We start from the raw sequence: 17,480 nt of genomic DNA, 5'->3' as shown, positions 1-17,480 counted from the left end.
GTGACCCTCCGTCGTGTCCGGCGACGCGCGGCATGGGCAAGCGACTTCTCATAGTCACAGGAGCGGCATCATGAAGATCTGCATCTTCGGAGCGGGAGCGATAGGCGGCTTGATGGGCGTGCAGCTTGCACGCGCCGGCGCCGACGTCAGTTTCATCGCGCGCGGCGCGCATCTCGCGGCAATGCGCGAGCACGGCGCGCGTCTGATCATGGACGGCGAGACGGTGAGCGCGCCGGTCCGCTGCACGTCCGATCCGCGCGAGCTAGGCGTCCAGGACGTCGTCATCATCACGTTGAAGGCGCACTCGCTGCCCGGCGTGGTCGATTCGATGCAGCCGCTGCTCGGCAAGCACACGGCCATCGTGACCGGCGTGAACGGCATTCCGTATTGGTACTTCTATCAGCACGGCGGCAAATTCGCGGGCACGCGCCTCGCGAGCGTCGATCCGGACGGCAGTCAATGGACGAAGCTCGGCCCCGAACGCGCGATCGGCTGCGTGCTTTACCCGGCCGCGGAGATCGTCGAGCCTGGCGTCATCAAGCATGTGTACGGCAAGAAGTTTCCGATCGGCGAGCCGAGCGGCGAACGCACGCCGCGCATTCAGCAATTCCACGAGATCATGCAGGCCGCGGGTTTCGAGGCGCCGATTCGCGACAACATCCGCGATGAAATCTGGCTGAAGCTGTGGGGCAATCTGTGCTTCAACCCGATCAGCGCACTGACGCACGCGACGCTCGACGTGCTCACGAGCGATCCCGGCACGCGCGCCGTCTCGCGCACGATGATGCTCGAAGCGAAGCGCATCGCGGATCAGTTCGGCGTGCACTTTCGCGTCGATGTCGAAAAACGGATTGACGGCGCGGGCGCGGTGGGCGCGCATAAAACGTCGACGCTCGTCGATCTGGAAAACCGGCGGCCGATGGAAATCGATCCGCTGCTGACCGTCGTGCAGGAGATGGGGCGGCTCGTCAACGAACCGACGCCGACCATCGACGTCGTGCTCGCGCTCGTCAAGCTGCGCGAGCGCATGGCCTTGCAGGGCGCGTGAGCGAGATCGCGTTTATCGCGTTGGCCGTCGTGGTTTGATGATGGTAGGTGCAAAAGGATCGGACGTCGTCCGATCCTTTTTTATTGCGCCGTTATTGCAATCGCTACTGGTCGATCGCGAGCCAGACCGCCTTCGGCTCGGTGAAGTTTTCAATCGCGACGTCGCCGTGTTCGCGGCCGAAACCCGAATCGCCGGAACCGCCCCACGGCAGACGCACGTCGGTGTAGCCATACGTGTTGATCCAGACGGTGCCTGCCCGCAGGTCTCTCGCCACGCGATGCACGCGGCCAATGTCCGCGCTCCACACGCCGGCCGCGAGGCTATACAACGTGCCGTTGGCAATACGGATCGCGTCGGCTTCGTCCTCGAAACGGATCACGCTTGCCACCGGTCCGAAGATCTCCTCCTGCGAGATTCGCATTTCGTGTTCGACGTTGGCGAATACCGTCGGCTCCACAAAGAAGCCGCGTTCCCCGACCCGCGCCCCGCCCGTCACGAGCGACGCGCCTTCGGATCGCCCCGCATCGACATAACCGAGCACGGTCTTCATTTGCGCGGCGGAAATGAGCGGGCCCATCGACGTTTCGCGCAGCGACGGATCGCCGACCTTGATCGACTTCGCTCGCGCGGCGAGCCGGTCGACCACTTCGTCATAGACATCGCGATGCGCGAGAATGCGCGAGCCCGCCGAGCACACCTGGCCGGTGTTGAAGAAGATGCCCGACGCCGCGGCTCGCACTGCGTTGTCGAGATTCGCATCGGCAAAAATCAGGTTCGCCGATTTGCCGCCGAGTTCGAGCGTCGCGCGCTTGAAGTTGCTCGCCGCGCCTTGCAGAATGCCGCGTCCGACCGAAGGCGAGCCGGTAAACGTCACCTTGTCCACGCCCGGATGCGCGACGAGCGCGTCGCCCACCACACGTCCCTTGCCGGTGACGATATTCAGGACTCCCGGCGGTAGGCCCGCTTCGAGCGCGAGTTCGCCGATACGCAACGCGCTGAGCGGCGTGATCTCCGCGGGCTTGACGATCAGCGTGCAACCGCACGCGAGCGCGGGCGCGATTTTCCACATGCCGATCATCAACGGGAAATTCCACGGCACGATGGCCGCGACCACGCCGACCGGTTCGCGGATCGTATAGGTCAACGCGTCCGGGCGAACCGGCACGACCTGGCCGTTGATCTTGTCGCACCAGCCGGCGTAGTACTCGAGCGTGTCGATCGCGGCCGGAACGTCCTGGCGCATGACGGCGGCAATCGGCTTGCCGGCGTCGAGGCTTTCGAGCGCGGCGAGCTCGTCGAGATTCGCGCGCATCAGGCCGGCGAGGCGGCCGAGAATGCGGCCGCGCTCCGCCGCCTTGATGCCGTTCCACACTTTCAAAGCGGCGCGCGCTGCGATAACCGCTGTGTCGACGTCGGCTGCGCTGCCTTGGGCCACGTGCGCGATCGGCTCTTCGGTGGCCGGATTGATATCGACGGAATATTCGCCTGTGCCCGGCGGCAACCGCTTGCCGTCGATCAGCAGATCATGGCGCCTGAGGTCGGTGTCAGTGTCCATCGTAAAGCTCCTTGCATTGAGATGTTGCGTGGCTGAGTGCTGCAAACCGGTCCGGGGATGACCGGTGCGCGCAAGGACCACGCGGCGCTACGGCTCGTGAAGCGCCGCGCCGCTGCGCGCGGCGACGGGCCATGAAGAATCGGAGACTGTGTGAGAAGCCGGACTTGTGTTTGCCTCCGGGTTTGCCTCGCGGTTCGCCTCGACGCTCGAGCTGCTCGACAACGCCCCGCCCTGCTCGGCAAACTGCGCCCACGCAGCCGCGGCATTCGGCCTGAGCGAGCGGTTGCGGCGATGCACGAGCAGCGTGGTCAATGTCGCCTCGGGCGCGAGAGGCCGGCTCACGAGCGACTCGCCCACGGCGGGCCAATGCGAGTCGACGGGCAGCACGCCGACACCGAGCCCGAGTTCGACCATGCGCAGCACAGCCGCGACGTGCCCGAATTCCTGCACCGGACGCCGCTTCAAACCGTTCGCACTGAACGCGCGATCGAGCGCCGCGCGCACGCCGGCGTCGGCGTTCAGCGTGACGAGCGCCCAGTCGTGCAACGCATCCCAGGCGACGCTCGCGTGTCGGGCAAGCGGATGAGTCGGCGGCATCACGGCATGCAGCGGCGTCGTGAAAACAACTTGCGCATGCAATTGATCGCTGACGAGCGGCTCGGCCAGCGAGACCACGCCGAAATCCACCTCGCCGTGCTCGACGCTCGCAAGCACACCGCTTTGCGCCTGGTCTTCGACGGTAACGAGAAGTTCGGGGAATGCGGACGCGCAGCGCGCGAGTCCCTGGGCGACCCAACTGGACGACAACACCGGATTGCTCGCCAGCGCGACCACACCGCGATGGCCTTCGTAAGCACCGCGCTCTTCGCGCAACGTCAGATCGATTTCATCGAGCAGGCGGCCGATTCTTCTCTCGAGGCTCGCGCCTGCATGCGTCAGTTGAACCTGGCGCGTCGTGCGGTCGAACAGTTTCAGATCGACCGCGTCTTCCAGTTCACGCACGCAACGGCTCACTGCGGACTGCGTCAGATCGAGTTCGCGCGCCGCGCGCGTGAAGCTGCGTTCACGCGCGACGGCGACAAACACCTTGAGTTGCTGCAACGAAACGTTCATGACGTAGTGGCCGGCGCGCGGCTTGCCGGCCTGTTCCTGTTGTTCCTATTCGCCGGTTTGCTCGGGCCAGTGGCTAAGACGCGAGGCCTTGCCGTTCCCGTTACCGGCGACGGCCAGCACGCCTGGCGACGGCTCGTCCTGCGAGTGGATCCAGCGCGAGCGCATCGGCGCGAGGATGAACTTCGCGGACACGCCCGCGGCAATCGTGATCACTGCGGACACCGTGAACACGAGGCTCCATCCGCCGGTTGCCGACAGCACCGATGCAATCGGCACCAGCAGCGAGGCCGTGCCCTTCGCGGTGTACAACGTGCCCGCGTTCGCCGCCGCATACTTGCTGCCGAAGGTGTCGGCGCAAATCGCTGGGAAGATCGAGAAGATTTCGCCCCAGAACAGGAAGATCAACGCGGCGAACGTCATGAACGCATACGGGTTCGTGCCGTACTCCATCATGCCGAGCAACGCGAGTCCTTCTCCAATGAAGATCATGAACATCGTGTTTTCACGGCCGATCTTGTCGGAGATGAAACCGCACAGAGGACGCGTGAAGCCGTTGCAGACGTTGTCGATGGAAAGCGTGGCTGTGAGAAGCGGCAGCGTGACGCCGAAGATCGTCATCGGAATGCGCGCGAGGCCCCAGTCTTTCGCGATTGGGCCGATCTGCGCAGTGGCCATCAAGCCGCCGGCTGCGACTGCGACGAACGACACGTAGATCACCCAGAACACCGGCGTCTTGATCATCTGGCCCGGCGTGAGATCGACCTTCGACACGGAGAACTTTCTCTTCGCCGGCGTATGCTTACTCAACACCGGTTTCACCAGCAGCATCGCGAGCAGCAGAATCGCGACGCCCTGCAAGATGCCGAAGAAGAAGAACGTGTGCTCATAGCCCGAGCGCGTGATCATGTTCGCAATCGGAATCACGGTGACTGCCGCGCCCGCGCCGAAGCCCGCGGCCGTGAGACCCGCGGCCAGACCGCGCCGGTCGGGAAACCATTTCAACGCATTGCCGACGCATGTGCCGTATACGCCACCCGCGCCGATACCCGCGATCACCGCGGACGTATAGAGCATGGGCAAGGTGGTCGCATACGAATTCATCACCCACGCGAGGCCCGCGCATACTGCGCCGCCTGCCACCACGGGCCGTGGACCGAACTTGTCGACGAGCCAGCCCTCGAGCGGCACGAGCCACGTTTCAGTGAGAATGAAGATGGCAAACGCCAGTTGAATCGAGGCCTGGCCCCAGTGATGCCGCGCGTCCATCGGTGCGACGAAGAGCGTCCATGCGTACTGCAAATTCGCCACCAACGCCATGCACACCATGCCGATGACGAGTTGCCACCAACGGTTCGCCCAGAATACGCGGGCCGCGGTCTGTTGAGTGATGTCGTCCATGTGCCTTGTCTCCGCAATTATTTAGTGCAGCCGGCCAAAGCGCCGTGCTGTATGTGTCCCACCTTATCGTTATGACCCGGAAAGCCTTGCAATCCGGGAATGTTTAATATTTGAGTCTTTAAAGTGCTTCCTTTAAAAAGCGCTTTATTCATCGCCTTTTGGAAGTTCTTAATTCCGACTAATCCGTTTTGTTGTTTTCCGCCAATCTGCCGCCTGGTCCCGCCACGCCTGAAATCCAAGCGTTAACCCGAGTGTTCCGTGGCAGCTTCGCCTTGTTTACAAACCCATGCTAGGGTCATTGCTGAATTACTAATAATTAAAGTTTGTTATTATGTTGATTCACATTTGCTTATACATCGGTCATGACGATGCGCAATGCCACGCTGCGTCAATTGAAGGTGTTCGAGACCGTGGCGCGCCACTTGAGCTTTTCGCGCGCCGCCGAGGAACTGCATCTCACACAGCCTGCCGTCTCCACGCAGGTTCGTCAGTTGGAGGAGCACGCGGGGCTGCCGCTCTTCGAACAGCTCGGCAAAAAGATCTACCTCACGCCGGCCGGCACTGAAATGCTGCACTACAGCCGCGCGATCATTCAGCAGTTTCACGAAGTCGACGAAGCGATGAGCCAGTTGAAGGGCGTCTCCGGCGGCAAGCTGAATGTCGCGGTGATCAGCGCAGGCGACTACTTTTTTCCGCGGCTGCTCGCCGAATTCACGCGGCGCTATGCGGGCGTCGTGCTGAACCTCGCTGTCCACAATCGCGAGGAGTTGTTGCATCAGCTCGCGACCAATCAGACGGACCTCGCGGTAATGGTGCGCCCGCCGCACGAGATGGACGCCACTAACGAGCCGTTCGCGCCTCATCCGTATGTCATCGTGGCCGCGCCCACGCATCCGCTCGCGCACAAGCGCAACATCAAGATCAGCCAGTTGGCGAACGAGGCGTTCATCGTGCGCGAGCGCGGCTCGGACACGTGGAATTCGATGGAAGAAGGTTTTGCGGGCCGACTGTCGAATCTGAAGATTGCGATGGAGATCAAAAGCACCGAGACGATCAAACAGGCGGTGATTGCCGGCATGGGCATCGCGTTTTTGTCTGCGCATACCATCAGCCTCGAGTTGCAACTGGGCCATCTCGTGGTGCTCGACGTCGAGAGCTTTCCTGTGATGCTCAACTGGTACGTGGTTCATCGCAAGAACAAGCGCCTGCCGCCGGTTGCGGTGGCGTTCAAGCGCTTCCTGATGGAGGAAGGCGCGAACCTCATCGAGAAGATCACTCGTGTGAAGGAACTGAGCGTCTATAAGCAATAGGCTATGGAGATCCAATAAAACTTTAACTATTGCAAATCGTTCGGTACTTCTATGCTGCAAGCTAGTTTCATCACTTGACAGCCCAGGAGGCCGATCATGAACCACGCTTCGGTTGCGACTCATGCCAGCGCACGCACCACTGCGCGCGCTTCCGCCGATCATTCCAACGACCCGCATCTGAGCGCCTATAACGCGGCGTTCAGCGACCTCGGGCTGCGCTTTCGCTGGGACCACGCCACGCTCGACGTGCTGAGCGAATTCAATAGCGAGGCCGCGCGGATTACCGCATACATCGAGCGGTTTCATGCGCATCTGCATCGCGCTTATGATCCGGACTTTCTCGCGCAACTGATCCTGCAAAAGAAGGCGCAGTACTTTAGTGAATTCGCGGCTTTGGGTGAGTGAGCGGATGGGCGGGAATACGTTCCCGCCTTTTATCGCGGCAGTTGCTTGATTGATCGGGCTCGCGTTCATGGATGCCGGCTTACCGTGGATCGGTTGGACAGGCGCCGTGCCGCGCATGCCTGAATGTTCCGTTGCCTGCTGCCGTTGCTGTCGCTGTCGCTGTCGCTGTCGCTGTCGCTGTCGCTGTCGCTGTCGCTGTCGCTGTCGCTGTCGCTGTCGCTGTCGCTGTCGCTGTCGCTGTCGCTGTCGCTGTTATGCCAGTGTCGGCCGTGACGGTATGCTGCCGCGCGCACCATGACGTGCATTGGGCTGACTTCTTCTGCGTCTTCTCGCCACTTCATTGGCATGTCGGCGCGAGCACAACGCCCATGCGTTTTCGCATGCTTCTTCGAATACTCACGGCTCATCATCACATGCACACCGATCGACGAAGCCAGCGCGCTCATCGCGAGCAACGCGGCGAGGCCGAACGGCTGCGCCGCTTCGGTGACGAAGCCATAGCCGAGCCATCCGCATAACAGCAGCGCGACCGCATTGACGATGTCGTGCCCGCGACGCGCCGTCACGCGAAGCGGCAACAGGCCGCGCAGTTTGCAGAATGCGATCGCCGATGTGGCGAAGATCAACGCGCCGGCGAATACCGCCGCATAGAGTTCGATCCGCTCGGGAATCGCGAGATTGGCCTGGTTTCCCGGCGACAGATAATGCGCGACGCCGACGGACACGACGGATAAACCCATGCCGCTCGCGAGCAACGCGGCGAGCGCGGGTCGTCGTGTGAGATTGCGACGGCGCACGACGGATGCACCGGCGAGCATCGAGCCGAGCGCGCAGGCGAGCAATGCAGCACACGCAGCCGTCAGCGAGACGAGCATTCCAAGCCACACGGTACTATCCGACGCTTGCGGCACGCGCGCTCCTTCCGTGTTGTTGCAACCCGTGGACTTGTGGCCCGCGGATCGACCGATCGTTCTTCAAACGAGTCCCGCCGTAACGCCTGTTGCAGTAACGCCCGGCCCCGGCGCTTCGCGTACCGTGGCTTGCAACGTATTGCGCAGCGTGCCGATGCCATCGATGGAAATGGACACCGTCGCGCCATCCTTGATCGACCCGACTCCCACCGACGTACCGCACGCAATCACATCACCCGGCTCCAGCGTGAGATCCTGCGAAATGAGGCTCACCTGCTCAGCCGGCGAAAACACCATGTCGGACAGCGGATAGTTTTGCCGCTCAACGTCGTCGAGCATCGTCACGAGATGCGCGCTTTGCCAGTCGAAACCGGAGACGATTGCCGGTCCGATACAACAGAACGTATCGAAGCCTTTCGCGCGGCACCATTGCGGAAAATGCGGATTCTCGTTGAGCAGATCGGCTGCGGTCACGTCGTTGACGAGCGTGTACCCGAAGATCGCTTGAGCAGCTTCTTCGACGTTCGCATCGCGGCAGCGCCGGCCAATCACAATGCCGAGTTCGCCTTCATAGACGATCTTGCCGGCGTAGCTCACGGGCCGCCGGATCGGCTCGCCCGAACCGATCACCGAGCCCGCCGGCTTCAGCAGAAAAAGCGGATGCGCGGGCACCGGCTTGTCGAGCTTCGCGGCAAGCGCGTGAAAGTTATTCCACAGTGCGACGATCTTGCCAGGCGCGCAAGGCGCGAGCGGCGTCAGCGCGCGCGTCGATAACACGGCGCCGGTCGGCACCGGTTGATCGAGACTTTCGTACTCGTGCAGATAAGCACCTTCGACGCGGCCGAACACCACACCGCCGTCGCTGGACATGAAACGCATCCACGTATCCATTACGCCGCTCCTTGAGCGCTTCGGCACGATCTTCTTCGCGAGTTGCAAACGACAATCGATTGTCGCGAAGAAAACCGTGCCGCCTTCCGTTTGACGCGTCAGATCAGGCCGGCGCCGCGTGCCCACTGATACTTCGCACCGAGCACCGCGACGGGAATTTCCGTCGAATAGGCGTACGCGGGAACACCATGCGCGTACAGATATTCGGCGGCTTCCTCCACCTGAACGTCGCCTGCCAGCGAGGCCACGATCGGCTTCTCGATGCCGCGCGCCTTCATCTCCTCTTTCACCTCGACGACGAGGCGCGCGAACACCATCGGCGGCGTGATGATGGTGTGCCAGTAGCCGAGAATGATCGCGTGAATGCGCGGGTCTTCGAGGCCGAGCCGAATCGTGTTCTGATACGTGGACGGCGGCTCGCCACCCGTGATGTCGACGGGATTGCCCGCCGCGCCGAACGGCGGAATGAACTTGCGGAACGCAGCGTCGAGATCGGCGGGCATGGTCATCAGCGACAGATGGTTGTCCACGCAAGCATCGGACAACAGCACGCCCGAGCCGCCCGCGCCCGTGATGATCACCACGTTCTCGCCCTTCGGCGTCGGCAGCTTCGGAATGCCGCGTGCAAATTCGAGCAGGTCGCGCAGCGAGCGAGCGCGGATCACGCCGCATTGCTTGAACACGTCTTCGTAGATGCGGTCGTTACCCGCAAGCGCGCCCGTGTGCGAACTCGCCGCGCGCGCGCCGAGACTCGTGCGGCCCGCCTTGAGCACCACGACCGGCTTCTTCTTCGACACGCGCGCCGCCGTTTCCGCAAACGCGCGGCCGTCTTTCAGGTCTTCGCAATGCTGCGCGATGATGTCGGTGTTCTCGTCCTGTTCGAAGAACGTCAGCAGATCGTCTTCGTCGATATCGGACTTGTTGCCGAGGCCGACGATTGCCGACACGCCCATCTTCGCCGAACGCGAGAAGCCGATGATCGCCATGCCGATGCCGCCCGATTGCGACGACAACGCCGCCTTGCCTTGCACATCGTACGGTGTGCAAAACGTTGCACACAGATTCTTCGGCGTGTAGTAGAAGCCGTAAATATTCGGCCCCATCAGGCGAATATCGTATTCGCGCGCAATCGCCACGATTTCCTGCTGGCCTTCCACGTTGCCTGTTTCGGCAAAGCCCGACGGAATCAGCACCGCGCCCGGAATGTGCTTCTTGCCGACTTCCGTCAATGCGCCGGCGACGAACTTCGCGGGAATCGCAAACACAGCGACGTCGATATTGCCCGGCACGTCCAGCACACTCTTATAAGCCTTGTGGCCCATGATCTCGTCGGCCTTCGGGTGGATCGGATAGATGTCGCCCTTGTAGCCACCGTTGATCAGGTTCTTCATCACCGAGTTGCCGATCTTGCCGTCTTCCGCCGATGCACCGATCACCGCGACCGAATCCGGCTTCATGATGCGGTTCATTTGCCGCACGATGTCTTCCTGACTCGGCCGATAGCGCTCAACCGGCGGCGCGAAATCGAGGACGATGCGCACGTCGGCGGCAATCGCACCGCGCTTGCTCGCGAACACCGGGTTCAGATCAAGCTCGGAGATTTCAGGGAAGTCGGACACGAGCCGCGAGACATTTTCGATCAACCCGGCGAGCGCCTCGCGGTCGACGGGTTCGCCGCCGCGCACGCCCTTGAGCATGTCGGCAGCCGCAATGCCGTCGAGCATCGAGCGAGCGTCGTCGCGCGTGGCCGGCGCGAGGCGGAACGTGATGTCCTTCAGCACTTCGACGAGCACGCCGCCAAGACCGAACGCGACCAGCTTGCCGAACGAAGGATCGGTCACCGCGCCGACAATCACTTCCTGCCCGCCGCCGATCATCTGCTGCACCTGCACGCCAAGCAGATTCGCCTGTGCGTTATAGCGCTTCGCGTTCTCCATGATCGTGGTGAATCCTTGCACCACGTCCGCAGCATTCTTCACGCCGACGAGCACGCCGCCCGCTTCGGTCTTGTGCAGAATTTCCGGCGAGACGATCTTTAGTACCACTGGAAAACCGATGTCCGCCGCGAATTGCGCGGCTTCGTCCGCGGTCGTCGCAAGCGCTTCCTTCGGCACCGAAATGCCGTAGACGTCGCACACGAGTTTGCCTTCCGGCGCGGTCAGCGAGTTGCGGCCTTCGGCTTTCGCGTGATCGAGAATGTGCCGCACGACGTCCTTGTTGGCGACCTGCGCGCGGTCGTCCGGCGTGTGTGCGGTACCGCGTTCTTTCAGTGAGAGCGTGTCTTCGTATGCCATGTCCTGCCGTCTCCAATGCGGGTTCGAAAGGCGCCGCCCGGCACCGCGCTCGCCTGGATGGCGAGCGGCGGGCGGCCTGCACTACGGGTTTTTCTATGCGCTAGATGGCGCCGGCGGTACGCAGTGCGCTGATCTGCTCGGGCGAGTAGCCCAGTTCCGCCATGACTTCGTCGGTATGTTCGCCAAGCAGCGGCGAGCGCTTCACTTCGGTCGGGCTATCGGACAATTTGATAGGATTGCCAACGGTCAGATATTTGCCGCGCGTCGGATGATCGACTTCGACAATCGTGCCGGTCTTGCGCAGCGAGGGCTCCTCGGCGATCTCCTTCATCGACAGAATCGGCCCGCATGGAATGTCGTACTTGTTGAGGATCTGCATCGCCTCGAACTTGGTCTTGGTCATCGTCCAGCGTTCGATTTCCGCGAAAATGTCCTTCAGACGCGGCAGGCGTGCGGCGGGCGTCGCGTAATCGGGGTCCGTGGCCCACTCTTCCTTGCCGATCACGTTGCAGATCTTGGCCCACACCGGCGCCTGCGTGATGAAGTAGATGTACGCGTTGGGATCGGTCTCCCAACCCTTGCATTTCAGAATCCAGCCCGGCTGGCCGCCGCCCGACGCATTGCCCGCGCGCGGCACCGCTTCGCCGAACTTGCCGTTCGGATATTGCGGATACTCCTTCATCACACCGGTGCGTTCGAGCCGTTGCTGATCTCGCAGCTTCACGCGGCACAGATTGAGCACGCCGTCCTGCATCGCAGCGAGCACGCGCTGGCCGCGGCCCGTCTGCGTGCGCTGATAAAGCGCGGTGACAATGCCGAGCGCGAGATGCAAGCCCGTGCCGCTATCGCCGATCTGCGCGCCGCTGACGACCGGCGGGCCGTCGTCGAAGCCCGTGGTCGACGCCGCGCCGCCCGCGCATTGCGCGACGTTCTCGTAGACCTTGCAGTCTTCGTACGGACCTGGGCCAAAGCCTTTCACCGACGCGACGATCATGCGCGGATTCAGCTCCTGGATACGCTCCCACGTAAAGCCCATGCGATCCAGTGCGCCCGGCGCGAAGTTCTCTACCAGCACGTCGCATTTCTGGATCAGCGCCTCCAGAACCTGCTTGCCTTCGGGGTTCTTCGTATCGATCGTGACCGAGCGCTTGTTGTGATTGAGCATCGTGAAGTACAAGCTGTCCACGTCGGGAATATCACGCAGTTGCTCGCGCGTGATGTCGCCGGCGCCGGCCCGCTCCACCTTGATCACGTCCGCGCCGAACCACGCCAGCAATTGCGTGCAGGTCGGGCCCGATTGCACATGCGTGAAATCGAGAATGCGCACGCCGTCGAGTGCTTTGCCCATGTCGTGTCTCCTAAGGTATCCGTATTACTTGTACATGGTCTGATTCTTGGTGCCCGGCGCGTATTCGCGCGGATCGACCCAGATGTTGACGACTGCTGAGCGGCCGGTGCGATGGATCGACTCGCGTGCACGCTGCAATGCGCTTGCGATCTGCGCGGGATCGCGCACTTCCTCGCCGTAGCCGCCGAGCATTTCGGCGAACTTGCTGAACGGCACATCGCTCAGCAGATTGCCGACGTTGCCGCGCTCGTCGCCGTATTTGGCGAGCTGGCCGTAGCGGATCTGGTTCATCGCCGAGTTATTGCCGATCACCGCGAGGTACGGCACGCCGAAGCGGTTGGCCGTTTCCATGTCGAACGCGGTCATGCCGAACGAGCCGTCGCCGTAGTAGCAGAGCACTTCCTTGTTCGGATGGGCGATCCCCGCCGCCAGCGCAAAGCCGGTGCCGACGCCGAGCGAGCCGAGTGCGCCTGGGTCCATCCATTGACCAGGGCGGCGCGGGCGAACCGCTTGCGCGGAAATCGTCACGACGTCGCCGCCGTCGCCGATATAGATCGTGTCGTCGGAAAGGAACTCGTTGAGTTCATAAGCGACGCGGTACGGATGAATCGGCGTGCTGTTGGACTTGAACAGCGGCATCAGTTTTTCGGTCGCGGTTGCTTCGGCATCCTGAAGTTGCGCCATCCACTTGCGGCGTGCCTGGCGCTTGTCGTCCTTCAGGCGACCGCTCGCGGCTTGCAGCACCGCGGCGAGAATCGCGCCCGGATCGCCGACCAGACCGAGGTCGATGTCGCGATTCTTGCCGACTGTCCGGTAGTCCATATCGATCTGCACCAGCGTCAGTTCCTTGCTGATGCGCTTGCCGTAACCCATCCGGAAATCGAACGGCGTGCCGACGACGATCAGCACGTCCGCATTCGCAAACGCCTGCGAACGCGTGCGATCGAAGTGATGCGGATCGCCCGGCGGCAGCAAGCCGCGGCTCGCGCCGTTGAAATAACCAGGAACGTCGAGACCGCGCAGCAATGCAATCGCTTCCTCGTGACCGCGCGCGGTCCACACCTGCTGTCCGTACAGAATCGCGGGGCGCTCCGAATTGACGAGGATGTCGGCCAGTTTCTCGATGTCGCGCGGATCGCCAATCGATTTCGTCGACGCGCGATAGTGCCCCGGCTGCGGCACGACGGCGCGCGTGAGTTCGACTTCACGGTCGAGCACGTCACGCGGAATTTCCAGGTAAGCCGGGCCGGGCGCGCCGTTGAAGCACTCGCGTGCGGCCATCGAGATCATGTCCGCGACGCGCTCCGTGCTCGACACGCTGGCGGCGAACTTCGTGATCGGCGACATCATGTCGACGTGCGGCAGGTCTTGCAGCGAGCCCATCTTGTGCTGCGTCAGCGCGCCTTGCCCGCCGATATGCAGCACCGGGCTCTCGGAGCGAAATGCCGTCGCGATGCCGGTCACCGCGTTCGTGCAGCCGGGGCCGGCCGTGGTGACCACGCAGCCGAGCTTGCCGGTCTGGCGCGCGTAGCCGTCTGCTGCGTGCGCCGCGACCTGCTCGTGGCGCACGTCGATGATGCGAATCCCTTCGTCCACACAACCATCGTAAATGTCGATGATGTGGCCGCCGCACAGCGTGAAGATCGTATCGACCCCTTCGTTTTTCAGCGCCTTCGCGACCAGATGGCCGCCCGAAACGACGCCCGCGTTGCGCGTCTTTTGCTTGAGCGTGTCTTCGGCCGTGGTGCTGCTCGTGGCGGAGTTCAGGGATGAAACAACTGCAGACATGGTCGTCTCCTGTGTGTCGACCGGCTTGGCGCGTCAGTGCTTGCGCCGGTCCCGTGCTTTGCATCGGCCGGTGTTGCGCATTAGCGCTTGCGCCGGCCCCATGAAAGACTGCTGCTTATCGGTTGTGCAACGCTTCTCAGAACATGCCGCCCTGCTTGCCCACATACGGTATGTGATATATCAGATTCAGGCAAGGACGATTTCATGCTCCGGGTCCGCTCTGCGTTTGTGCTGCAGTCCCTGCGGGACACGGCAAAGCGGCTGTTTCGAGATCCGCTTTCGGCCTTCCGCAAGGGAAAACACTGAGCGCTGGTTAAGATCGCTCACTGTTGATATATCACATACCACATTTCACCGGACGTCAAGCGCGGTGTTTCCCTACGCAGCGCGTAGAAACGAAAAAGCCCGCGGTGCGTGAACACCGCGGGCTTCAATGCCTGCGTGACTTCGTTGCTACAGTGACGGGCGCGACCGGGCGCGGCGAAACTCCACGCCGAACGCCTAACGCACGCTACGCCTATTCAGCCGTCGTCAATCGAGAAAATCGCAGTTCTTCTCCACGAAGGCCGCCAGATCGAGCGAATGCTGGCGCGTAAGACGCTCGGCCAGTTCGGTATCGCGCTTCTCGAGCGCCTCGATAATGCGCAGATGATCGACGATGGACCGCGACGCGCGATCGCTCTGCGAGATGGTCATGCGCCGGATGGCGCGCACGTGGATAAAAATATTCTTGATGGTGTCGAGAATGATCTGCGACTTCGACAACTCGACGATCGACTGGTGAAACGCGATGTTCGCGTCCGAATACTCGGCGATGTGCTCGGCCGGCGTGGCGTCGCGGAAATTGTCGAACATATGCCGCAAGCGAGCGATTTCCTCGTCTGTGGCGCGCTGCGTCGCCAGGCGCGCGGCCATGCTTTCCAGCGCGGCCCACATGTGAATCATCTCGACGATCTCGCGCTTGCTCTTGCGCACGATGTAAATGCCGCGCCGCGGCACCATGCGCAGAAAGCCCTCCTGCTCGAGCAGCGTCATCGCCTCGCGCACAGGCGTGCGGCTGACGCCAAGCGTCTCGCTCAGCACGCGTTCGTCCAGACGGATTTCGTCGCGCGTCTGGTAGATGTCCGCATCGGCAATCGCCTGGCGCAGCATCGCATAAGCCTGATCGCGCAAGCTCGCGCTTGCGCCGATAGGCTGCAACGACAACGTCAAAGGTGTTGCCACCGCTTCAGTTTGAAGTTCCGACGACATTCATCGCCTCTGGTTGAACATGCATACGATAAGGCGCCACCGCTGCCCCACGTTGCTCGCTCAGTCCGACGAAACGGCCATGTTGCGCTGCAAGTTGCGCGACAGGCTGCGGAATCCAGCGAGCGATAAGAACCGTGGCGGCACTGCCCAAGCCCACAACAGCGACGGCCAGCAGCGAGAGAGGAACAAATTCCATTTGTAGCTCCAACTGATTGAGTGATCGAATGACTCAATCATATGCTGCATCGCCGCAAAAATCAATATTGTGTATGTAGTATATCAGCGACTGTTGTTTTTCAATCAATGACTACGGTAGCATGCGCCGCGTCGTCCCGCCTCCCGCTTGTTGCCGGCGCGTCGCGCCTCCGTGTATACGCCAGGAACGCGCGCTATTCGCGCAGACGCGCTCGACTATCGCGCAATCCACGTCGAGTGCCGATTGTGCGGCGAGCGCAGCGTCATTAATCTTCCGCACAACCTGCAAGCGATCGGCGGCCCGCAGAAGGCGCCGACGCTGCGCCGCCAGCACGCGGCCGGTCACGCAGCAGTCCAAGAATCTCACGGAGACCCCGTCATGAGCACCACTCTCTCGCCGGCCGCAACAGCCGACAACCGCATCGCCCGCAGCCGGGCACGCAAAGCCGCGCTGGGCAGCTTCGTCGGCGCAGTCGTCGACTGGTACGACTTTCTGCTGTACGGGATTGTCGCGGCGCTCGTCTTCAACGCGGAGTTCTTTCCGAAAGTGAGCCCGGCAATGGGCACGCTCGCGGCCTTCGCGACGTTCGGCGTCGGCTTTCTGTTCCGCCCGCTCGGCGGCTTCGTGTTCGGCCATTTCGGCGACCGGCTCGGCCGCAAGCGCATGCTGGTGCTGACCGTGATGATGATGGGTCTTTCCACCGCCGCCATCGGCCTGCTGCCGTCGTTCGCGACTATCGGCTGGCTCGCGCCGGTGCTGCTCGTCACGCTGCGCGCGATCCAGGGCTTCGCGGTCGGCGGCGAATGGGGCGGTGCGGCGTTGATGGCGGTCGAAAGCGCGCCCGAGAAAAAGAAGGCGTTCTACAGCAGCGGCGTCCAGGTCGGCTACGGCGTGGGCCTCGTGCTGGCGACGGGGCTGGTCGCGCTGATCAGCCGTTCGATGGATAACGCGTCGTTCATGAGCTGGGGCTGGCGCCTGCCCTTCCTCTTCAGCGTAGTGCTGGTGCTGATCGCGATGTGGATCCGCTCGAGTATGGAAGAGTCGCAGGAATTCGTCGAAAAAGTCGGCGCGCACGGCGAGCGCCGCGTGCGGCTGCCGATCGTCGAAGCGCTGCTGCGTCACCCGAAAGCGTTCCTGCTGATCATCGCGCTGCGCCTCGCCGAACTGTTCACGATGTATATCGTGACTGCCTTCGCGCTCAATTACTCGACGGCGAACCTGCACATGCCGCGCGAGTTCTTCCTGACCATCGGCCTGCTGGTCGGCGCGGTGAGTTGCGTGACGATTCCGCTTTTCGCGATGCTCGCCGACCGCTTCGGCCGCCGCCGCGTGTACATGATCGGCGCGCTCGTCGGCATGTTCAGCGCCGTGCCGTTCTTCCTGGCCCTCGAAGCACGCTCGACGGTATGGATCGTGGTCTTCGCCGTGATGCTCGCGAACATTGCGCACGACATGGTGGTGAGCGTACAGCAGCCGATGTTCACCGAACTCTTCGGCACCGAGTACCGCTACAGCGGCGCGGGCGTCGGCTATCAGGTGGCGAGCGTGGTAGGCGGCGGCTTCACGCCGTTCATCGCCGTTGCGCTCGTGAGTTTCGCCGGCGGTTCGTGGCATCCCGTGGCCGGCTATCTGGCGATCGGCTGCCTGATCTCTGTGCTCGTGGCCGCAAAAATGAAGACCGGGCGCACCGTTTGAACGGTTGATCGAGGTTCGAAGAGGCCGGCGTGGCGATGCTGCCACCGCCGGCCCTTTTGCTTTGAAGGCGCGGTTCGGGCCGCACGCCAAGTTTGCGCCAGACCCGACATCTGGGACCCACTGCCGCGGTCCGGCAGATACGCGTCGCATTTCCTCGGGCAATGCCTTATGCATTTCTATCTCATATTGCCAACCTAGGTCCGCCGCCCTATCGTTCGACCAGGCAAGCTCCATCCGGGACTTGCGCACGTTCATATGAAGCCCAGCCGCATATATG

At 62.5% G+C, this 17,480-nt stretch carries 14 protein-coding genes; 4 read left to right on the top strand and 10 right to left on the bottom strand.

What is annotated here, in order from left to right; translation table 11 throughout:
• Window positions 1–70: 70 nt before the first annotated feature.
• Entirely contained in the window at window positions 71–1,048 is a 978-nt protein-coding gene (locus BGRAMDRAFT_RS12830) for a 2-dehydropantoate 2-reductase (protein WP_006049175.1), read from the top strand.
• A gap of 103 nt (window positions 1,049–1,151) precedes the next feature.
• Here BGRAMDRAFT_RS12830 and BGRAMDRAFT_RS12825 read toward each other — a convergent pair whose 3' ends face one another.
• The 3 genes from BGRAMDRAFT_RS12825 to oxlT all read right to left on the bottom strand — a co-directional run bounded on the left by BGRAMDRAFT_RS12825 (window position 1,152) and on the right by oxlT (window position 5,114).
• Window positions 1,152–2,603 carry an aldehyde dehydrogenase family protein gene (locus tag BGRAMDRAFT_RS12825; RefSeq protein WP_006049174.1) on the bottom strand — a complete coding sequence of 484 codons (1,452 nt, stop codon included), beginning with the start codon at window positions 2,601–2,603 and terminating at the stop codon, window positions 1,152–1,154.
• Between the two features lie 87 nt (window positions 2,604–2,690).
• A complete protein-coding gene (locus tag BGRAMDRAFT_RS12820) occupies window positions 2,691–3,716 on the bottom strand; it encodes a LysR family transcriptional regulator (protein WP_006049173.1) in 1,026 nt (341 codons plus the stop codon).
• 45 nt (window positions 3,717–3,761) lie between these two features.
• Complete coding sequence (gene oxlT, locus BGRAMDRAFT_RS12815; RefSeq protein WP_006049172.1) at window positions 3,762–5,114, bottom strand: oxalate/formate MFS antiporter; 1,353 nt, start codon at window positions 5,112–5,114, stop codon at window positions 3,762–3,764.
• Window positions 5,115–5,476: 362 nt separating this feature from the next.
• On the opposite strand from oxlT, the gene BGRAMDRAFT_RS12810 reads away from it, so the two are divergent.
• Window positions 5,477–6,424, top strand: coding sequence for a LysR family transcriptional regulator (locus BGRAMDRAFT_RS12810; RefSeq protein WP_006049171.1), 948 nt, complete (start codon window positions 5,477–5,479; stop codon window positions 6,422–6,424).
• A gap of 96 nt (window positions 6,425–6,520) precedes the next feature.
• Window positions 6,521–6,829, top strand: a complete 309-nt coding sequence (locus BGRAMDRAFT_RS12805; protein WP_006049170.1) for a hypothetical protein — start codon at window positions 6,521–6,523, stop codon at window positions 6,827–6,829.
• Between the two features lie 65 nt (window positions 6,830–6,894).
• Here BGRAMDRAFT_RS12805 and BGRAMDRAFT_RS33670 read toward each other — a convergent pair whose 3' ends face one another.
• From BGRAMDRAFT_RS33670 to BGRAMDRAFT_RS33665, 7 genes are all read right to left on the bottom strand, one after another.
• A complete protein-coding gene (locus BGRAMDRAFT_RS33670; RefSeq protein WP_006049169.1) occupies window positions 6,895–7,740 on the bottom strand; it encodes an NAD(P)(+) transhydrogenase (Re/Si-specific) subunit beta in 846 nt (281 codons plus the stop codon).
• A 63-nt stretch (window positions 7,741–7,803) separates the two neighbouring features.
• The gene (locus BGRAMDRAFT_RS12795) at window positions 7,804–8,631 is read right to left on the bottom strand and encodes a fumarylacetoacetate hydrolase family protein (protein ID WP_006049168.1); all 828 of its coding nucleotides are present in this window, start codon (window positions 8,629–8,631) and stop codon (window positions 7,804–7,806) included.
• 98 nt (window positions 8,632–8,729) lie between these two features.
• Window positions 8,730–10,925 (bottom strand): acetate--CoA ligase family protein, encoded by a 2,196-nt coding sequence (locus tag BGRAMDRAFT_RS12790; RefSeq protein WP_006049167.1) that lies wholly within the window; start codon window positions 10,923–10,925, stop codon window positions 8,730–8,732.
• A 100-nt stretch (window positions 10,926–11,025) separates the two neighbouring features.
• The gene (gene frc / locus BGRAMDRAFT_RS12785; protein ID WP_006049166.1) at window positions 11,026–12,273 is read right to left on the bottom strand and encodes a formyl-CoA transferase; all 1,248 of its coding nucleotides are present in this window, start codon (window positions 12,271–12,273) and stop codon (window positions 11,026–11,028) included.
• A 24-nt stretch (window positions 12,274–12,297) separates the two neighbouring features.
• Window positions 12,298–14,061, bottom strand: coding sequence for a thiamine pyrophosphate-binding protein (locus BGRAMDRAFT_RS12780; RefSeq protein WP_006049165.1), 1,764 nt, complete (start codon window positions 14,059–14,061; stop codon window positions 12,298–12,300).
• 531 nt (window positions 14,062–14,592) lie between these two features.
• Window positions 14,593–15,312 (bottom strand): GntR family transcriptional regulator, encoded by a 720-nt coding sequence (locus BGRAMDRAFT_RS12775; protein ID WP_006049164.1) that lies wholly within the window; start codon window positions 15,310–15,312, stop codon window positions 14,593–14,595.
• Window positions 15,290–15,508, bottom strand: coding sequence for a hypothetical protein (locus BGRAMDRAFT_RS33665; protein ID WP_006049163.1), 219 nt, complete (start codon window positions 15,506–15,508; stop codon window positions 15,290–15,292). The genes BGRAMDRAFT_RS12775 and BGRAMDRAFT_RS33665 overlap by 23 nt, the downstream gene beginning before the upstream one ends.
• Before the next feature lie 378 nt (window positions 15,509–15,886).
• Between BGRAMDRAFT_RS33665 and shiA the strand changes: the two genes are divergently transcribed.
• Window positions 15,887–17,203, top strand: a complete 1,317-nt coding sequence (shiA, locus tag BGRAMDRAFT_RS12770; protein WP_006049162.1) for a shikimate transporter — start codon at window positions 15,887–15,889, stop codon at window positions 17,201–17,203.
• The last annotated feature ends 277 nt before the right edge of the window (window positions 17,204–17,480 follow it).

The sequence above is a fragment of the Paraburkholderia graminis C4D1M genome (genome assembly GCF_000172415.1).
In the GTDB taxonomy this organism is placed as follows: domain Bacteria; phylum Pseudomonadota; class Gammaproteobacteria; order Burkholderiales; family Burkholderiaceae; genus Paraburkholderia; species Paraburkholderia graminis.
This window is presented reverse-complemented; position numbering and strand designations above follow the sequence as displayed.